This window comes from Dokdonella sp., assembly GCF_051958935.1.
Classification (GTDB): Bacteria; Pseudomonadota; Gammaproteobacteria; order Xanthomonadales; family Rhodanobacteraceae; genus Dokdonella_A.
Genome location: NZ_JBQCFP010000083.1, coordinates 23,388 through 41,367 on the forward strand (window position 1 = coordinate 23,388; position 17,980 = coordinate 41,367).

Here is a 17,980-nt window from a genome sequence, read left to right on the forward strand (position 1 = left end):
CCGGGCGCCCGTCGTGACGGAACAACGACTTGCGCGCGAAACCGCGCTCCGTTAGACTGCGCGGCTCGCTCCGGGTCCATGACCCTGGGCCGGGCTGATTCCAGAATAACTACAGAGGCATGGCCATCATGTACGCAGTCATCGTAACCGGCGGTCGTCAGTACCGCGTGGCGCAGGGCGAAGTCCTGCGCGTCGAGAAGATCGCCGCGGACGTCGGCGCCGAAGTCAAGCTGGACCAGGTCCTCCTGGTCGGTGAAGGCGAAGGCGTCACCGTCGGCGCCCCGCTGGTCGCCGGCGCGCTCGTCACCGCCAAGGTGAAGTCGCACGGCCGCGCGGAGAAGATCCGCATCGTCAAGTTCCGTCGCCGCAAGCATTTCCGCAAGGAGACGGGGCACCGCCAGCACTACACCGAAATCGAAATCGTCGGCATCACCGGCGCGGGCAAGAAGTAAGGAGCACGGCAATGGCACATAAAAAGGCAGGCGGCTCAACCCGCAACGGTCGCGACTCGAATCCGAAGTACCTCGGCGTGAAGGTCTACGGCGGCCAGGCCGTCGAAGCCGGCAACATCATCGTGCGCCAGCGCGGCACGCGCTTCCACCCGGGTACCGGCGTCGGCCTCGGCCGCGACCATACCCTGTTCGCGCTCGTCGACGGCACGGTCGAGTTCAAGGTCAAGGGCGCCGAGGCGCGCAAGACGGTCAACGTGATTCCGGGCTGATCGCGTTCGCGAGCGGTACCGCGGAAGGCCCCGCTTCGAGCGGGGTTTTTCGTTTGCGGCACGGTGATTCGGGATGGGTGATTCGGGATTCGGAAAAGCCAGCATCTCGCCCTCTTCGCGACACCGGCATCCGCCAGCTTCGAGCGCCGGATGCAGCGAGCAGTGACATCACCGCCGGAGACCGACTTGTCACCGATCCCCGTCCCGAATACCGAATCCCCGATCCCGAATCCCCAATCCCGGTCCTCCCATGAAATTCGTCGACGAAGCAGTCATCCAGGTCCACGCCGGCAACGGCGGCAACGGCTGCGTCAGCTTCCGGCGCGAGAAGTTCATTCCCTTCGGCGGGCCGGACGGGGGTGACGGCGGCAGTGGCGGCAGCGTCTGGCTCGTCGCGGATGAAGGCATCAACACGCTCGTCGACTTCCGCCACCAGCGCGTGTTCCGGGCGCAGCGCGGGGAAAACGGCATGGGCCGGCAGATGGCCGGCAAGGGCGGCGAGGACGCGCTGATCCGCGTGCCGGTCGGCACGGTCGTCATCAATACCGCGACCGACGAGGAAATCGGCGACCTGACCACGCACGGCCAGCGCCTGCTCGTCGCGCAGGGCGGTCACGGCGGCCTCGGCAACATCCACTTCAAGAGTTCGGTCAATCGTGCTCCGCGCAAGGCGACCCACGGCAGCCCCGGCGACGAGCGCGAGATCAAGCTCGAACTCAAGGTACTTGCCGACGTCGGCCTGCTCGGTTTCCCCAATGCGGGCAAATCGACCCTGATCCGCGCCGTGTCGGCGGCGACGCCGAAAGTCGCCGACTATCCGTTCACGACCCTGCAGCCGCACCTCGGCGTGGTGCGCATCGAGGCCGATCGCAGCTTCGTGATCGCCGACATTCCGGGCCTCATCGAAGGCGCCGCGGAAGGGGCGGGACTGGGCATCCAGTTCCTCAAGCACGTCGCGCGCACGCGCCTGCTGCTGCACGTCGTCGACATCGCGCCGCTCGACGGGATCACCGACCCCGTCGCCGAGATCCGCGCGATCGAGAACGAACTGGCGGAGTTCGATCCGGAACTGCTCGATCGTCCGCGCTGGCTCGTGTTCAACAAGGTCGACCTGATCGCCCCCGAAGAACGCGAGAAGGCGGCCAAGGCGATCGTGAAGAAGCTCAAATGGAAGCAACCGTGGTACATGGTGTCCGCGATCGCGCGCGAGGGCACCTGGCCGCTGTGCCTGGACATCCAGCGCTTCTTCGACGAGCAGAAGTACGCCGCCGAGGCGGCCGGGCAGGGCGCGTGAGCGCCGTTCCGGCGACGGCTTTCATGTCGGCGTCATGCCTGCGAACGCGGGAATCCAGCGGCCTGCTTCCCCGGCCGTGTCCTTGCGCGAGGCATGCCGCGTCTCCCGGTGGGGCAAAAAAGAAGCCGGCTTGCGCCGGCTTCTTCGATGCGATGACCGCGGGTCGTTCAGGCGAGCGCCTTGATGTGCGCGGTGAGGCGACTCTTGTGGCGGGCGGCCTTGTTCTTGTGGATCAGACCACGCGCGGCGTAGCGATCCATCACCGGCTCGGCGATCTTCATCGCGGCCTCGGCTTTCGCCTTGTCCTTCGCTTCGATCGCCTTCACGACATTCTTGATCGCCGTGCGAACCATCGAACGCGCGCTGGCGTTGCGCTGGCGGTGCTGCTCGGACTGGCGCGCACGCTTCTTCGCGGACTTGATGTTGGCCAAGGGATTGCTCCGGTAACTGTTCGGGTTGGAAAAAGGGGCGCGATTATGCCGAGTTGGGCCAGTTGCGTCAATCAGTTGCGCGACCGATTCGCCGGTCCTGTGTTGCGGGCGCAGCCGCGCCGGGCCTCCGGTCTTCAAGCCTCGCTCCAAGCATGAGCCGCCCGAGCCTGCTTCGCTCGATGCTGAGCTTCAGCGGCGGCACCTTCGTGTCGCGCGTGCTCGGGCTCGTGCGCGAGCAGGCGATCGCCTATGCGTTCGGCGCGAATGCGGCGACCGACGCGTTCTGGGTCGCGTTCCGCATCCCGAACTTCCTGCGCCGGCTGTTCGCCGAGGGGTCGTTCTCGGTCGCGTTCGTGCCAGTCTTCACCGAGGTCAAGGAGACGCGCAGCCACGAAGACCTGCGCCAGCTCGTCGCGCGCACGGCCGGCACGCTCGGCGGCGTGCTGCTGCTCGTGACCGCGCTCGGCATGCTCGGCGCGCACTGGGTCGCGGGCGGCTTCGCACCGGGCGCGATCGACGAGCCGGCGAAATTCGCACTGACGACCGATCTGCTGCGCGTGATGTTCCCGTTCTTGCTGTTCGTTTCCCTGACGGCGCTGGCGGGCGCGGTGTTGAACAGCTTCCACCAGTTCATGCTGCCGGCGATCACGCCGGTGATCATGAACCTGTGCATCATCGCCGCCGCGCTCTGGTGGTCGCGCTGGTTCGACGTGCCGATCATGGCGCTCGGCTGGGCGATCCTCGCCGCCGGCATCCTGCAGCTGCTCGTGCAGCTCCCCGCGCTGGCGAAGCTGCGCCTGCTCGCCTGGCCGCGCTGGGGCTGGCGCCATCCGGACGTGCGCCGCATCCTCACGCTGATGGTGCCGACCCTGTTCGGCTCCTCGGTCGCGCAGGTCAACCTGCTGCTCGACACGCTGATCGCGTCGTTCCTGATCACCGGCTCACAGACCTGGCTCACGCAGACCGATCGCCTGCTCGAATTCCCCCTCGGCATCTTCGGCGTCGCGCTCGGCACGGTGATCCTGCCGTCGCTGTCGCGCCATCACGTCGCGACGGATCGCGACGGCTTCGCGCGCGCGCTCGACTGGGGCCTGCGCACCGCGCTGCTGATCTCGGTGCCGGCGATGCTTGCGCTGGTGCTGCTCGCCAGGCCGCTGCTCGCGACGTTGCTGCAACACGGCCGCTTCGGCGCGCACGACGTCGAGATGGCCGCGCTGTCGCTGTCGGCGTTGTCGTTCGGCCTACCCGCGTTCGCGCTGGTCAAGGTCGTCGCGCCCGCGTTCTACGCGCGCCAGGACACCAAGACGCCGGTGCGTGCGGGCATCGTGGCGATGGTCGTCAACATGCTGCTGAACCTCGTCTTCGTCGCCGTGCTGTTCCAGCTCTGGCATCGCCCCGAGGACCTCGCCGACGGTTGGCTCGCGGCGATCGCGAAGGTGCCCGGCTTGCACATGGGGCTCGCGCTCGCGAGCGCGCTCGCGAGTTACCTCAACCTCGCGCAACTCTGGATGGCGCTGCGCCGCGACGGCATCTACGTGCGCCAGCCCGGCTGGGGGCTGCATCTCGTGCGCCTCGCCGCCGCGTGCGCGGCGATGGTCGCCGTGCTCGGCGTCGGCCTGTGGCAGTGGCCCGAATGGGGCGCCTGGGATACCGGTACGCGCGTCGTCCGCCTCGGCGTGCTCGTCCTCGGCGGTGGCGCGACCTTCGCCGGCGTGCTGTTCGCCTGCGGATTCCGCCTGCGCGACCTGCGCGGTGTGTAGGGGCGAGCACGAAGCACGAGTCCCGTCGTGCGTACCGCCCCGCGATGCACATCGCCCCCACGCCGACGCGCGCGCGTGCTGCGGCGCAGCGGCTATACTCGGTGGATGAGCCTGCTTTTCCGGGATGCCGCGGGGCCGAGCCTGGCCCCGGGCGGCAGCGTCGTCTGCGTCGGCGCGTTCGATGGCGTGCACCTGGGCCATCGTGCGCTGCTGGCGCGCGTGCGCGAGCGCGCGCGCGCGCAGGACCGCGTGCCGCTCGCGATCAGCTTCGAGCCGATCCCGCGCGAGGTCTTCGCGCGCGGGACGCCGGTGCCGCGCCTCGCGAGTGCGCGGGAGAAAATCGCGCTGCTCGGCGCGGCCGGGGCGGCGAAGCTGCTGTCGCTGCGTTTCGACGCGAACCTCGCGGCAATGCCGGCGGAAAGCTTCGTCGAAGACGTGTTGGTCGGCCGCGCGGATGCGCGCGAGATCTGGGTGGGCGCGGACTTCCGTTTCGGCCACGCGCGGCGCGGCGACGTCGCGTTGCTGCGCGATTGCGGCCGGCGCCTCGGCTATTCGGTCGAGGTGATGCCCGACGTGACCGCCGATGGCGTGCGCGTGAGCAGCAGCGCAATACGCACGTTCCTCGGTTCCGGCGATTTCGACGCGGCCGCGCGCCTGCTCGGCCGGCGCTTCGCGATCGGCGGGCATGTCGTGCACGGGGCGCAGCTCGGCCGCAAGCTCGGCTGGCCTACCGCCAACATCCGCCTCGGGCGGCGCACGTCGCCCGTCGCGGGCATCTTCGCGGTACGCGTGCATGGCGTGGAAGACAGCGCGCGCGCAGGCGTCGCCAGCCTCGGCATCCGTCCGACCATCGGTGGTGGCGGTGAGCCGCTGCTCGAAGCCCACCTGTTCCATTTCGACGGCGACCTGTACGGGCGCCGCATTGAAGTCGAGTTCGTGCGGAAGCTGCGCGACGAGGCGAAGTTCGACGACCTCGCCGCGATGGTCCGACAGATCGGTCGCGATGCCGAACAGGCGCGCTCGATCCTCGGCGTGGCGCCGGCATGAACCTCCGGACGCAGGCTTGCGACGGCGCCGCGACCCGGTAGCCTTCGCGGTTTCCCGATTCCCGATTCCCCGATTTCCTGATCCCCCGAGCGGCGCATGAGCAAGGACTACAAGGACACGATCAACCTGCCGAAGACCGACTTCGCGATGAAGGCGGACCTCGCCAGGCGCGAACCGGCGATGCTCGCCGAGTGGGAGCGCGTGGATCGCTACGGCGAGATCCAGCGCCGCACCGCGAAGCGCGAGCGCGCCTACATCCTGCACGACGGCCCGCCGTACGCGAACGGTGCGATCCATATCGGCCACGCGGTCAACAAGATCCTCAAGGACGTCGTCGTCAAGTCCAAGCTGCTCGCCGGCCTGCGCTCGCCTTACGTGCCGGGTTGGGACTGCCACGGCCTGCCGATCGAAGTCGCGGTCGAGAAGGAGATCGGCAAGGTCGGCCAGAAGGTTGACGCGGCGACGTTCCGGCGCAAATGCCGTGAATACGCCGAGAAGCAGATCGACCTGCAGCGCGCCGACTTCAAGCGACTCGGCGTGCTCGGCGACTGGGACCATCCCTACCGCACGATGGACCATCGCTACGAGGCGGACATCATCCGCGCGCTGGCGAAGATCCACGCGAACGGCCACGTCGTGCGCGGCTTCAAGCCGGTGCACTGGTGCTTCGACTGCGGTTCGGCGCTCGCCGAGGCGGAGATCGAGTACGCGGACAAGGTGTCGCCGGCGATCGACGTCGCCTACGACGCACGCGATCCGCAAGCGCTCGCGGCGAAGTTCGGCGTGACGATCGCCGATGGCGACATCGTCGCGGTGCCGATCTGGACGACGACGCCGTGGACCCTGCCCGCGAGCGTCGCGGTCACGCTCGGGCCCGAACTCGAATACGCGCTCATCGAAGGGCCCTCGCGCGGCGGCAGGCGCGTGCTGCTCGTCGTCGCCGATGCGCTCGCACCGGCGGCGCTCGCGCGCTACGGTGTCGACGGGGTGCACGTGCTCGGGCGCGCGAAGGGCGCGGCGCTCGAGAACCTGCTGCTCGCGCATCCGTTCTTCGAACGCGATATCCCACTGCTGCTCGGCGAGCATGTCTCGGCCGAGGACGGTACCGGCGCCGTGCACACCGCGCCCGGGCACGGCGTCGAGGACTTCGCGGTCGGCCAGAAGTACGGCCTCGTCGACAAGTACCCCGCATCGGTGCTCAACCCGATCGGCGGCAACGGCGTCTACCTGCCCGGCACGCCGATCGTCGAAGGCCAATTCATCTGGAAGGCGAACGACGCCGTCGTCGAGTTGCTGCGCGAGCGCGGCGTGTTGCTCGCGGCGACGAAGATCACGCACAGCTACCCGCACTGCTGGCGCCACAAGTCGCCGGTCGCGTTCCGCACGACGCCGCAGTGGTTCATCAGCATGGAAAAGGAAGGCCTGCGCGCGCGTGCGCTGAAGGCGATCCGCGACGACGTCGACTGGTTCCCCGCCTGGGGCGAGGAGCGCATCGCCGGCATGATCGCCGGGCGCCCGGACTGGTGCATTTCTCGCCAGCGCACTTGGGGCGTGCCGATCACGCTGTTCGTCGACAAGGCGACGCAGCAGCCGCACCCACGCAGCGTCGAGCTCATGGAGCAGGTCGCGCAGCGCATCGAGCGCGATGGCGTGGACGCGTGGTACGCGCTCGATCCGGCCGAGCTGCTCGGCGCGGACGCCGCGGACTACGACAAGGTCACCGACATCCTCGACGTCTGGTTCGATTCGGGCACCTCGCACTGGTGCGTGCTCGACCAGCGGCCGGAACTCGCGCGCAAGCCGGGCGACGAGGTCATGTACCTCGAAGGTTCGGACCAGCATCGCGGCTGGTTCCACTCCTCGCTGCTGACCTCGGCCGCGATGAGCGGCCACGCGCCGTACGACGCGGTGCTCACGCACGGCTTCACCGTCGATGCGCAGGGGCGCAAGATGTCGAAGTCGCTCGGCAACGTGATCGCGCCGCAGAAGGTCGTCGACACGCTCGGCGCCGACGTGCTGCGCCTGTGGGTCGCCTCGACCGATTACCGCAACGAGATCGCGGTGTCCGACGAGATCCTCAAGCGCGTCGCCGATTCGTACCGGCGCATCCGCAACACCGCGCGTTTCCTGCTCGGCAACCTCGACGGCTTCGATCCGTCGCGCGACCTGCTGCCGGTGGCGGACTGCCTGCTGCTCGACCAGTGGGCCGTGCAGCAGGCGTACGACGTGCAGCAGGCGGTCGTCGCCGCATACGCACGCCATGATTTCCCCGAGGTCGTCGCGCGCGTGCAGAACTTCTGCACCAACGAGATGGGCGCGCTCTACCTCGACATCACCAAGGATCGCCTCTACACGATGCCGACCGACAGCCGCGGCCGGCGCAGCGCGCAATCGGCGATGCATCGCATCGCCGAGGCACTCGTGCGCTGGATCGCGCCGATCCTGTCGTTCACGGCAGAGGAAATCTGGCCGCTGCTTCCTGGCTCGCGCGCCGAATCGGTGATGTTCGAAACCTGGTACGACGGCCTCGCCGCACCGCAGGGCTCCCCGGAGCAGCGCCGCTGGTGGGCCGACCTGCTGTCGATCCGCGGTGGCGCCGCGCGCCTGCTCGAAGGCATGCGTGCCGCGGGTTCGATCGGTGCGTCGCTGCAGGCGGAAGTCGTCGTGCATGCGGACGCCGCGACGCGCGCGTGCTACGCCGAGGTGGCCGACGAGCTGCGCTTCTTCTTCATCACCTCGAGCCTCGAACTCGCCGACCTCGCGGCGCTGCCCGATCCGGATGGCCGCACCGACGTGCAGGGCGTCGAGCTCGAAGGGGCGCAGGTGTGGGTCGGCGCCAAGCCGAGTGACGCGCAGAAGTGCATCCGCTGCTGGCACTACCGCGCCGACGTCGGCGCGCACGCGGAGCATCCGGAGATCTGCGGACGCTGCATCGAAAACGTCGACGGCGCCGGCGAAACGCGGCGGTGGTTCTGATGGCGATGCGGCCGAACGCGCTCGCCTGGCTCGCGCTGTCGCTGCTGGTGATCGGGCTGGACCAGCTGACCAAGCACGTCGCGCTCGCGGAACTTCGCCCGTATGAGCCGCATGCGGTGATCCCGGGTCTGCTCAACTGGACGCTCGCCTTCAATCCGGGCGCGGCATTCAGCTTCCTCGCCGGCGGGGGCGGCTGGCAGCGCTGGCTGTTCACCGCGCTCGCGATCGGCGTGAGCGCTGTGCTGGCGACCTGGCTCGCGCGCCTGCCGCGCGGCGACTGGCGCAACGCGCTGCCGCTGGCGCTGATCATCGGCGGCGCGCTCGGCAACCTCATCGACCGCCTGCGCTTGGGCCATGTGACCGATTTCGTGCAGGTGTACTGGGGCGACTGGTCGTTCCCGGCGTTCAACGTCGCCGATTCGGCGATCTCGGTCGGCGCCGTGCTGCTCGTCGTGTTCGGATTCTTCGGTGGGAAAGCCGCCGCCAAAGGCGGATAATCGAGCGATGGAAGTCCTGCTCGCCAACCCCCGCGGATTCTGCGCCGGCGTCGATCGTGCGATCGAGATCGTCGAGCGTGCGCTGGAAACATTCGGCGCGCCGATCTACGTGCGCCACGAGGTCGTGCACAACCGCTTCGTGGTCGACCGCCTGCGTGCGAAGGGCGCCGTGTTCGTCGACGAACTGCACGAGGTGCCGGATGGCTCCACCGTGATCTTCAGTGCGCACGGCGTTTCACAGGCGGTGCGCGGCGAAGCCACCGAACGCGGCCTGCGCGTGTTCGATGCGACCTGCCCGCTGGTGACCAAGGTGCACATGGAAGTCGCGCGCCACGGCAAGGCCGGCCGCGACGTCGTCCTGATCGGCCATGCGGGGCATCCCGAGGTCGAAGGCACGATGGGCCAATGGGACCCGGCCAACGCGGGCGCGATCCACCTGGTCGAAACGCCCGGGTGCGTCGACCGGCTGCAGCCGCGCAATCCCGAGCACATCGCCTTCGCGACGCAGACGACGCTATCGATCGACGATACGCGTGCGGTGATCGAGGCGCTGCAGCGCCGGTTCCCGGCGATCCAGGGCCCGCGCCACGACGACATCTGCTACGCCACGCAGAACCGGCAGGACGCGGTGCGCAAGCTCGGCCAGCAATGCGACCTCGTGCTCGTCGTGGGTTCGCCGAACAGCTCCAACTCCAATCGCCTGCGCGAACTGGCCGAGAAGCAGGGCGTGCCGGCCTACCTCATCGACGGCGCCGCGGACATCCGTCCGGAATGGCTCCAGCACCGCACGCGCATCGGCGTGACGGCGGGCGCCTCCGCGCCGGAGAGCCTCGTGCGCGAAGTGGTCGCCGCCGTGCGGGAAGCCGGTGCCGGCGGCGTGCGCGAACTCGACGGCGAGCCCGAGAACGTCACCTTCGCCCTTCCGAAGGAACGGCGCCTGCGCGTAGTGGCCTGATCGGGCGGCAGAAAGCCCTGCGGCGGCGCCGCTCGTCCGGCAAATCCTACCTTGCGACCGCACCTGCTTGTCCGCCCCGGAGTCGCTGCGTAGGGTAGCTCCACCTGACGGTTCGGCTGGGGAAGGGCGATGTCGAAGCGAGTATCCGTGTCCGCGAAGGGCAGCCGGCGGCCGGCGGCCGGATTCACCCTGCTCGAGCTGGTCATCGCGGTGGCGATCGTGGCGATCCTCATCGGGCTTGCGCTGCCGGATTTCCGCGAGTTCTCGATGCGCATGACCGTGACCGACAACACCAATGCGCTTGTCGGCGCACTGAATTCGGCGCGTTCCGAGGCGGTCAAGCGCGGACGCCAGGTCGCCCTCATCGCGAATGGGGGCAATTGGAACAACGGATGGCAGATCGTGGCCGGCAAGGCCACCGCGACCGGCAGCGTGGACGCTCCCGAGCAGCAGCCGTCGGAGGCGGCATGCGCCGCCTGGGTCGACCTCGATGGAGAGACGCCGCTGTGCCCGCGCTGGGCCGGCCCGATTCCGGACAACTATCGCATCCTGGGCCGGGCCGTCGGCAGCGGCACCGTGGACGATCGCATCATCTTCAATTCCTCGGGCGGGCTCGCCAGTCCCGCGACGCATTTCGATTTCAGCGTGTGCCGCCCCACCACCCATCCCAATCCGGCGCAGTCCCGGCAGGTCATGGTCGCCCGGTCAGGAATCGTCACGACCCAGCGCGATACGACCGGTGCGCCTGCTGGCGACTGCGGCTGACGGAGACTCCCATGCGACGTGGCATCCCTCGCGGTTTCACCCTGCTCGAAGTACTGATCGCACTGCTCATCTTCAGCCTCGGGCTGCTCGGCGTGGCCGGCCTCATGGTCGTGTCGGTGAAGACGAACAACAGTGCGTACCTGCGCACGCAGGCTTCGTTCCTCGCGCAGTCGATGGCCGACCGCATGCGCGCGAATACCGGCAAGACCAACAGCTACAACGGCGACTACGACGCGTCCACCGCCGCGGACCCGCCCTGCGAAACCGGCTGCACGCCCGACCAGCTCGTCGAACGTGATCGGGCCTCCTGGAGCCAGCAGCTGGTCGGTTCGCTTCCCAATCCGAGGGCGAACATCAACTGCGTCGGCAACCCCTTGGGTACGCCGGCGACCAGCGGCGCATCGACCTACGACGGGATCTGCACCTTCACGATCCAGTGGACCGAAGCGGCGCTCGAGGTAGCGGAAGATCCCGCGGCGGTTCCTCCGCAGACGTTCGCATGGGTGTTCCAGCCGTGAAGAAGAACCGGATGCACAGGGAGACCTGCATGAGCGTCGCCGGCCACCGCGCGAGCGGTTTCACCCTCATCGAGGTGATGATCGCGATCGCCCTCGGCCTCGTGCTGAGCATCGGCATCGTCAGTCTGTTCAGCACGACGAGCCAGACGAACAAGCTGCAGAACGGCCTGGCCCGGCTGCAGGAGAACGGTCGCTTCGCCGCGACTTCGATGGAGCAGGACCTGCGCATGGTCGGCGCGCAGTTCGTGAACAACTTCTCCGGCCAGGCCTTGCCGAACACGCTCGTGCCCGTGGTTCGTGCGCGCACGCCGACCGTGCTCGCGCCGAATCTCAACTGGCGCGATCCTTCGCCCGCGGCGGGTGATGCCCCGTTGGCGAGAATGCACAGCATCGATGCCGCCGGCTACCCGAGTGCGACCGATGCCACGGCGACCTACCTGCTCAGTCCACGCTATTTCATCCAGGGCTACTCCTGCGACGCCCCCGGCAGTTGCACGCCGTCCGGCCTGCCGTCGGAGCTGCCGCCGGAAGGCACCGACAAGGACGAGCGCCTGCCGGGCAGCGACGTGCTGACGATCCGCTACCAGCGTGGCAGCGGATGGCCGGCCACCGCCCTCGGCGCGTGCGCGAGCGGAGCGCTCGTGCGGCTGTCGCCGGCGACCGGCGACGATCCGTTCGATTTCGAGGCAGGCGACCTGGCGATCATCACCGACGGCGTCAATTCGAACATCCTGCCGGTCGCCACCGCGACGTCGGCGGCGCTCACGGTGGGCACGGTATTACCCGGTACCTCGGCGCAGTGCGTGAATCCGGGCAACCGTGACCAGCGCGTATTCAATTTCTCGAAGGACTTCGTCACCGTGACGTACTTCGTGAAACTGGTCGAGGATCCCAATCCGGATGCACGGCCGAACAGTCCGACTTCGGCCAAGCGTGTCGTGCCGGTGCTCGTGCGACGCGAGAACGGCGCCGACATCAACCTCAGCGAACTCGTGCAGGGTGTCGACGAACTCAAGTTCGTGTTCGGTGTGCAGAACCCGGATGGCAGCACGAGTTTCATGTCGGCGCAGGAGATCGAGACCAGTGTGGCGCCGTGCATTCCCGCGCCGGATGGAATGACCACCGAGCCGGGCTGCCTCTGGCGTTCGGTGCGTTCGATCGAGGCGCACCTGCTCATGAATACCGTCGACGAATTGTTCGGACTCGAGGATTCGGCCCGTGAATACCATTTCATGGGCCAGACCTATGCGACGACCAATGCGACCGACCTGCCGTCGACGCTCAAGGCCGGCAGCATGCTGCGCCGGGAGTTCGTCGCCTTCGCGTCCACCCGCAACCACAACTTCTGAGCAGCGACATGAAGCGCCATTCCCGCATTTCCAACATGGCCCATCGGCCGTCCGGCGCCGTCCTGTTCGTCGCGCTGGTCTTCCTCATCCTCGTCACGTTGCTTGCACTGACCGCGACCGGCACATCGATCCTGCAGGAGAAAATGACGGGTGGCATGCGCAACCGCCAGCTCGGCCTGATGGGTTCGGAGAGCGCGTTGCGCGGCGGCGAGGCGTTCTTCACGACGGCCAACTTCAGCGGCAGCAACCCGCTGCCGCAGTGCCCGGTGGGCGGCGGCGGCGTCTGCGTGTATCCGCCACGCCAGGTCGACCTCGGCGGCGGATGGGCCGGTGCCAAGCTCGACGATTCCGTGCAGCAATTCCGCACGGCGTCGAGCTGGGTCGCCCCGCCTCCGAGCGCGTACACCTATGCGCGTACGTTGACGAGCTTCAGCGAAGACGATCTCAAGACGGCCGCGCTGAGCGCCCAGCCGATCTACCTCATCGAAGATCTCGGCGCGGATGTACCCGCCGGGCTCGGTCAGCAGCGCGGCATCATCGATCCGGAAAACCAGAAGAGCGCATGGCTCTATCGACTCACCGCCCGCAGCCAGGGTGGTAGCGGCGCGGTCATCCGCGTCGCGGAAAGCGTGTATTCGCCCGGCCTCAATCTCGGCAATGCCGGCGCCAACCTGTCCGGGACTCCTTGACGCCGCCTAGGCAGAGGAAATTTTTATGCACTCGCCCCGTACCTTCCATTCCCTCGCATTCGCGTTCGCGGCCGCGGGCCTGTGCGCCGCAGCCGGCATGTCCGGCAACGCGTTCGCGCAGGCGGTCATCGCCCCGGGCACGACGGATCTGCTCGCCACGCCGCCGGAACTCACTGCATCGGTCGAGCCGAACATCGTCGTGACGTTCGACGACTCCGGTTCGATGGCCAGCCACTACATGGGCGACGGCCGCCCATTCGACAATTCAGGCTGGGGCGCGCCATGGGGATGCGCAGGCGTGATCGATCCCCGTGCGCCAGCGGGCGACGTTCGCTCGCGTGCGATGAACGGCGTCTATTACAACCCGAACGTGCTCTATACGCCCCCTGTGAAGGCGGACGGCACGTCGTTCCCGAACGCGGATGCGACATTGGCCGCGGTGTGGGCCGACGGCATCGCGGTGAATCGACCGCGCAATCCCGTCACGCCGGGCACGGCCGGGGACAACGACAACCCGGATGGTGACGCCGGTGGTGACGACAGCCGGCGGACAAATATCGTCGGCATCAAGTCGGGCTCGACGGACAAACGCTGGACGTGCGGCTACGGCTCGTATCCGACCGCATTCGTGGGCGGCGAGAACGTCAACAACGGCGGCCCTTACTACTACCGCTACAAGGACACGGCTCCCGCGATTCCCGTGGACGCATTCGGCGATCCGACGGGGCCTGCGGGCACGACGGGTACCGGCCTCAACCGCCTCTACAACAGCGCCAACTGGGAAGCGGTACGCGTGCCCAACACGACCGTCACGATCGAAGGCGTGTCGATCAACCAGTGGCAGAACTTCGCCAACTGGTATGCGTACTACCGCACGCGAAACCTGATGACGCGTACTGCGCTGTCGCGCACCTTCGCGAAATTCGGTGGCAACGTGCGCGTGGCGTGGCAGAACATCAACGATGGCACGTTCAAGCTGCCTGGCACCGCGATCATCACCAAGCTGCTCGACAAGGCGGGCGTCGCATGCAGCGGGACCAATCCGGCGAGCACATTCGCGACAGGCGCACAACCCGACTGCTACCGCAGCGCGTTCTTCAACTGGGTGTTCGAAACGGGTGCGAGTGGCACGACGCCCGACCGCGCGTCGACGATCCGCGCGGGTGAGTTCTTCAAGCGCGGCAACACGGGCAACCTGCTCGACCCGTACTGGCAGCTCGCCGACGCGAGCACGGGTACGGCGGGACGGGAACTGTCGTGCCGGCAGAACTTCCACATGCTCGTCACCGACGGTTACTGGAACGAGGGCGATCCGACGTTGCCCTCGCCGTTCTACACCTCGGAAGCCGGGCGTACCCTGCCGGACGGCAAGGCCTTTTCCAACAGCGATGCGACCTCGCGGGTGTACTGGGACGTCGACGGCAACATCTACACCTCGTCGCTCGCGAACATCGCGTTCAACTACTGGGCGCAGGACCTGCGCAGCGATCTCGACAACAAGGTGAAGCCGTTCATCCCAGACAAGACCACCGGGATCACCGGCTCGACGCCGGTCGGGCAGGACCCGCTCGCCAATGCCGAGGTGTACTTCAATCCTGCCAACGATCCGGCGACATGGCAGCACGTCGTGCAGTTCATGGTCACGCTCGGCATTGCCGGCGACCTGAACTTCTCCGAAGACGTCGACTGCGCCAATCCGAACAGCGACATGTGCAAGCTGCGCAAGGGCCAGCAAAATTCCGCCGGAATCACCGGTTGGCCGCGGCCGTCCAACAATGCGCCGCCCGCGATCGACGACACCTGGCATGCGGCGGTCAATTCGCGCGGTTCGTATTTCAGTGCCAGCAATCCCGGCGACCTCGTCTCGCACCTCGAGGCGATCATCAACAACGTGCTCGCGCGCGGCGCGTCCTCGACACCGACGTCGATTTCGTTGCCGCTCGCGACGGCCGGCAACAATGCCTATTCGGCGGGTTACGACAGTTCCGACTGGTCGGGCTCGCTCATCCACGGCGCTGCCGATCCCGATACGCAGGACCTGATCAATCCGGACTGGGATGCGGGCTGCATCCTGACCGGCGGCACGTTCGACCCCGGGACCGCGCGCTGCACCCAGCCGAGCGGCGGCCCGTGGGTCGCGCCGCCGGGATATCCGGGCACCGCACGCAGCCCCGATTCGCGCCGCATCTTCACGTCGGTGCGAACGTCGACGGGCACGGCGGCGGTGCCGTTCACGTGGAGTTCGATGTCGTCCATCCCCGAACTCGCCAATGGCCTCAACCAGAAGCCGACCGACACGACGCTGTGCAGCGCGAGCAATGTGGTTGCCTGCGATGCCTACGGTACGAACCGAGTCAACTACGTGCGCGGCTTCCGCACCAACGAGGCAACGCCGACTCCGCATTTCCGTACCCGCAGCTCGGTCCTCGGGGCGGTCATCAATGCGGCGCCGTTGTACGTTTCCTCGCCGCGCGGCGGTTTCTACGACACGTTCCCGCTCGGCTCGCCCGAGCAGACGGCAGCGGCGCTCGGTAACGGCTACGCCAAGTTCCAGGAGAGCCGCCGCGATCGCAAGCCGATGGTCTATGTCGGATCCAACGACGGCATGCTGCACGCATTCGACGCGGCCTCCGGCGTGGAGAGCTGGGCCTTCGTGCCGTCGACACTGATCCAGAACCGGCGCGTGCCGCGCTCGACGGCCGACACCGCGGGGCTCACACCGGGGGTGGATTCGGCGCCGCGCGAAGCCGACGTGTTCCTCAATGGTTCCTGGCACACGATCCTGGTCGGCTCGCTGCGGCTGGGCGGCCGTGGCGTCTACGCGCTCGACGTCACGGACGTGCCTAGCAACGCATTGAGTGAGTCTACGGTGGCCACGAAGACCGTGCTTTGGGAGTTCAACAGCGGTCCGACGCGCGACCCTGCCAGCGTGCCGGCGAACGATCCGGTATGCGCTCCCGGTGCCATTACCTGTCCGTCGCTCGGTTATACGTACGACGCCGTCAACGTCGCGCGCATCAAGGCCGACAACAAGTGGGTCGCGGTGGTGTCGAGTGGTTATTTCCCCTCGCGATCGGCCGATGCGGCGATCGCCAACGATGCGAGCGAGCCGGCGGCGAAGCACACGTCGCTGCTGGTCATCGACCTGTCCAATGGCAAGCTGATCCGCGAGATCCGCACTGATCTCGCGCCGCAGACGCGCCCGCCCGGATTCAAGACCTACGGCTTGTCGACGCCGACCGTGTACGACGTCGGCAACGACCAGATCGCCGACTACGTGTACGCGGGTGACCTCGCCGGCAACCTGTGGCGCTTCGACCTCAGCGATCCGAATTCTTCCAACTGGAAGGTCGACCTGATGTTCAGCACGTACGCGGCGGGCGGCGCGGCCGCCGTGGGCGACCAGCCGATCGTGTACAACCCGACCGCGCTGCGCGATCCGGTCACGTTGCGGCCGATCCTCGTCTTCGGCACGGGCAAGTACCTCGGTCGCGACGATCGCACCAGCGCGATCCCGGCGCAGGCGTTCTACGGCATCCGCGACTACTCGACGTACAGCGCCCCGATCGCGCCGAATACGCTCGTGACCCAGGTGCTCACGCAGAATGCGACGACGGGCTTGCGCACGATCACCGGAGAGCAGCCGCCCGCATCGGTGCCCGTGGGTGCGCCGAACATGCTGATCGGGGCCCTGGATGCCCACAACAACCCGATCAACGTCTCGATCGGCCCCGCCAATGGCTGGCGTCTGCCGCTCAATTTCGCCGGCACCCCGGAGAAGGGCGAGCGTGCGGACCGCCGGGCGATCCCGTATTTCAGCGCGAATATCGCCGTGCTCTACACGATGATCCCGAAGGGCGACGACCCGTGCGATCCGGGTCGCCGCTTCGCGGTGATGGCGATCAATGCGGCCAATGGCGCTGCGGCGTTCCCGGGCGGCCTCGGCCGTCGCGCCGGGGTGGGCGTGACGGGCCAGGTCACCGGCAGCAACCGGCCGATCGGCGATCCGATCGAGAAGCAGGGTGGCGGGCTCATCATCCCCGGCGCTTCGCCCGATGTGACTGCTGCGATCAACGCGTCGATTTCTCCCGCGCCCTGGCATCGCGCGGCGTGGCGAGAGCTGATCGACTTGCATTGAGCCGCTATCTCTTCAAAGCTTGCGCCCCCGCCCGCTCGAGCGGGCGGGGGCCAACCATGGGGCAACACGCATGAAACCTACATCGCGCGGATTCACACTCCTCGAAATGATGATCGTCGTCGCGATCATTGCAATCCTCGCAGCGATCGCGTATCCGAACTACCGCAGGTACGCCTTGCGCGCGGGACGCGCCGACGGCAAGGATCTCGCGATGCGCATCGCCTCGGCGGAAGAACGGTACTTCACGAACTTCAACCGCTACACCGACAAGATCCTTGACGATCTCAGTATCAATCCGGTGTCCGAACGGGGGCTGTACTCGGCGGTGGTACAACTGGGACCGCAGGACCAGACGTACCTGCTGACATTGACGCCGGTTGCGGGCATGGCGCAGGAACCCGACGCCTGCGAGTCGCTCACGATCAACAACACGGGCTACAAGCACCAGACCGGCAGCAACACCCAGAACGGTGCCTGCTGGTAGGTGCGAGCCCCGGCGGTTGTAGGCTCGGCTGCGAATGTCTATACTCCGCGCCCCTCGCCGGAGTAGCTCAGTTGGTAGAGCGGCGCATTCGTAATGCGTAGGTCGGGGGTTCGAATCCCTTCTCCGGCACCAATCGTCGCGTTCGAACGCAGGGTCCGCTGCCCGCGTTCGCGTTGACCGGCGAGCAAGCGCCGACCATCGGCGACCGGGCGGTTAGCTCAGCGGTAGAGCATTGCCTTCACACGGCAAGGGTCGCAGGTTCGATCCCTGCACCGCCCACCAATCCTGCGGTGGCCTTCGGGCCTCTGCGCGACGAAACCGCCTTCGGGCGGTTTTTCGTTCCTGCCCGCTGGGTG

The 17,980-nt window shown here is 67.6% G+C and carries 15 protein-coding genes and 2 tRNA genes; 16 read left to right on the forward strand and 1 reads right to left on the reverse strand.

Translation table 11 applies throughout. From position 1 onward, the window contains the following. Positions 1-128 precede the first annotated feature (128 nt). The 3 genes from rplU (at position 129) to cgtA (ending at position 2,015) form a co-directional block, all read left to right on the forward strand. On the forward strand, positions 129-452 hold the full coding sequence (rplU, locus tag ACTHK2_RS07645; RefSeq protein WP_440245109.1) for a 50S ribosomal protein L21: 324 nt from the start codon (positions 129-131) through the stop codon (positions 450-452). An 11-nt stretch (positions 453-463) separates the two neighbouring features. Then, positions 464-721, forward strand: coding sequence for a 50S ribosomal protein L27 (gene rpmA, locus ACTHK2_RS07650; RefSeq protein ID WP_131994653.1), 258 nt, complete (start codon positions 464-466; stop codon positions 719-721). A 250-nt stretch (positions 722-971) separates the two neighbouring features. After that, on the forward strand, positions 972-2,015 hold the full coding sequence (cgtA, locus tag ACTHK2_RS07655) for an Obg family GTPase CgtA (RefSeq protein WP_440245110.1): 1,044 nt from the start codon (positions 972-974) through the stop codon (positions 2,013-2,015). Positions 2,016-2,182: 167 nt separating this feature from the next. Here the strand turns inward: cgtA and rpsT are convergent, their stop codons facing one another. Further along, complete coding sequence (rpsT, locus tag ACTHK2_RS07660) at positions 2,183-2,446, reverse strand: 30S ribosomal protein S20 (RefSeq protein WP_131995482.1); 264 nt, start codon at positions 2,444-2,446, stop codon at positions 2,183-2,185. 152 nt (positions 2,447-2,598) lie between these two features. Between rpsT and murJ the strand changes: the two genes are divergently transcribed. From murJ to ACTHK2_RS07725, 13 genes are all read left to right on the forward strand, one after another. After that, positions 2,599-4,206 (forward strand): murein biosynthesis integral membrane protein MurJ, encoded by a 1,608-nt coding sequence (gene murJ / locus ACTHK2_RS07665; protein ID WP_440245111.1) that lies wholly within the window; start codon positions 2,599-2,601, stop codon positions 4,204-4,206. 105 nt (positions 4,207-4,311) lie between these two features. Continuing rightward, complete coding sequence (locus tag ACTHK2_RS07670; RefSeq protein ID WP_440245112.1) at positions 4,312-5,253, forward strand: bifunctional riboflavin kinase/FAD synthetase; 942 nt, start codon at positions 4,312-4,314, stop codon at positions 5,251-5,253. 96 nt (positions 5,254-5,349) lie between these two features. After that, positions 5,350-8,229 carry an isoleucine--tRNA ligase gene (ileS, locus tag ACTHK2_RS07675; RefSeq protein ID WP_440245113.1) on the forward strand — a complete coding sequence of 960 codons (2,880 nt, stop codon included), beginning with the start codon at positions 5,350-5,352 and terminating at the stop codon, positions 8,227-8,229. Further along, positions 8,229-8,726 (forward strand): signal peptidase II, encoded by a 498-nt coding sequence (lspA, locus tag ACTHK2_RS07680; RefSeq protein WP_440245114.1) that lies wholly within the window; start codon positions 8,229-8,231, stop codon positions 8,724-8,726. Before ileS ends, lspA begins: the two co-directional genes overlap by 1 nt. Before the next feature lie 7 nt (positions 8,727-8,733). Next, positions 8,734-9,681 (forward strand): 4-hydroxy-3-methylbut-2-enyl diphosphate reductase, encoded by a 948-nt coding sequence (ispH, locus tag ACTHK2_RS07685; protein ID WP_440245115.1) that lies wholly within the window; start codon positions 8,734-8,736, stop codon positions 9,679-9,681. 129 nt (positions 9,682-9,810) lie between these two features. After that, positions 9,811-10,446 carry a GspH/FimT family pseudopilin gene (locus tag ACTHK2_RS07690; RefSeq protein WP_440245116.1) on the forward strand — a complete coding sequence of 212 codons (636 nt, stop codon included), beginning with the start codon at positions 9,811-9,813 and terminating at the stop codon, positions 10,444-10,446. Positions 10,447-10,457: 11 nt separating this feature from the next. Next, complete coding sequence (gene pilV / locus ACTHK2_RS07695; RefSeq protein ID WP_440245117.1) at positions 10,458-10,964, forward strand: type IV pilus modification protein PilV; 507 nt, start codon at positions 10,458-10,460, stop codon at positions 10,962-10,964. Positions 10,965-10,993: 29 nt separating this feature from the next. Then, positions 10,994-12,313 (forward strand): PilW family protein, encoded by a 1,320-nt coding sequence (locus ACTHK2_RS07700; protein ID WP_440245118.1) that lies wholly within the window; start codon positions 10,994-10,996, stop codon positions 12,311-12,313. 8 nt (positions 12,314-12,321) lie between these two features. Next, positions 12,322-13,002: a pilus assembly PilX family protein gene (locus tag ACTHK2_RS07705; protein ID WP_440245119.1), complete on the forward strand. Its 681-nt coding sequence runs from the start codon at positions 12,322-12,324 to the stop codon at positions 13,000-13,002. A gap of 25 nt (positions 13,003-13,027) precedes the next feature. Next, a complete protein-coding gene (locus tag ACTHK2_RS07710) occupies positions 13,028-17,140 on the forward strand; it encodes a pilus assembly protein (protein WP_440245120.1) in 4,113 nt (1,370 codons plus the stop codon). A 70-nt stretch (positions 17,141-17,210) separates the two neighbouring features. Further along, the gene (locus ACTHK2_RS07715; protein WP_440245121.1) at positions 17,211-17,624 is read left to right on the forward strand and encodes a type IV pilin protein; all 414 of its coding nucleotides are present in this window, start codon (positions 17,211-17,213) and stop codon (positions 17,622-17,624) included. A 56-nt stretch (positions 17,625-17,680) separates the two neighbouring features. After that, positions 17,681-17,756, forward strand: a tRNA-Thr gene (locus ACTHK2_RS07720). Between the two features lie 75 nt (positions 17,757-17,831). Next, a tRNA-Val gene (locus ACTHK2_RS07725) sits at positions 17,832-17,906 on the forward strand. Positions 17,907-17,980: the final 74 nt, after the last annotated feature.

Excerpts from the sequence above, each read along its gene's own strand:
- rplU (WP_440245109.1), top strand. The coding sequence starts at position 129 with ATGTACGCAGTCATCGTAACCGGCGGTCGTCAGTACCGCGTGGCGCAG.
- rpmA (WP_131994653.1), top strand. The coding sequence starts at position 464 with ATGGCACATAAAAAGGCAGGCGGCTCAACCCGCAACGGTCGCGACTCG.
- cgtA (WP_440245110.1), top strand. The coding sequence starts at position 972 with ATGAAATTCGTCGACGAAGCAGTCATCCAGGTCCACGCCGGCAACGGC.
- murJ (WP_440245111.1), top strand. The coding sequence starts at position 2,599 with ATGAGCCGCCCGAGCCTGCTTCGCTCGATGCTGAGCTTCAGCGGCGGC.
- ACTHK2_RS07670 (WP_440245112.1), top strand. The coding sequence starts at position 4,312 with ATGAGCCTGCTTTTCCGGGATGCCGCGGGGCCGAGCCTGGCCCCGGGC.
- ileS (WP_440245113.1), top strand. The coding sequence starts at position 5,350 with ATGAGCAAGGACTACAAGGACACGATCAACCTGCCGAAGACCGACTTC.
- lspA (WP_440245114.1), top strand. The coding sequence starts at position 8,229 with ATGGCGATGCGGCCGAACGCGCTCGCCTGGCTCGCGCTGTCGCTGCTG.
- ispH (WP_440245115.1), top strand. The coding sequence starts at position 8,734 with ATGGAAGTCCTGCTCGCCAACCCCCGCGGATTCTGCGCCGGCGTCGAT.
- ACTHK2_RS07690 (WP_440245116.1), top strand. The coding sequence starts at position 9,811 with ATGTCGAAGCGAGTATCCGTGTCCGCGAAGGGCAGCCGGCGGCCGGCG.
- pilV (WP_440245117.1), top strand. The coding sequence starts at position 10,458 with ATGCGACGTGGCATCCCTCGCGGTTTCACCCTGCTCGAAGTACTGATC.
- ACTHK2_RS07700 (WP_440245118.1), top strand. The coding sequence starts at position 10,994 with ATGAGCGTCGCCGGCCACCGCGCGAGCGGTTTCACCCTCATCGAGGTG.
- ACTHK2_RS07705 (WP_440245119.1), top strand. The coding sequence starts at position 12,322 with ATGAAGCGCCATTCCCGCATTTCCAACATGGCCCATCGGCCGTCCGGC.
- ACTHK2_RS07710 (WP_440245120.1), top strand. The coding sequence starts at position 13,028 with ATGCACTCGCCCCGTACCTTCCATTCCCTCGCATTCGCGTTCGCGGCC.
- ACTHK2_RS07715 (WP_440245121.1), top strand. The coding sequence starts at position 17,211 with ATGAAACCTACATCGCGCGGATTCACACTCCTCGAAATGATGATCGTC.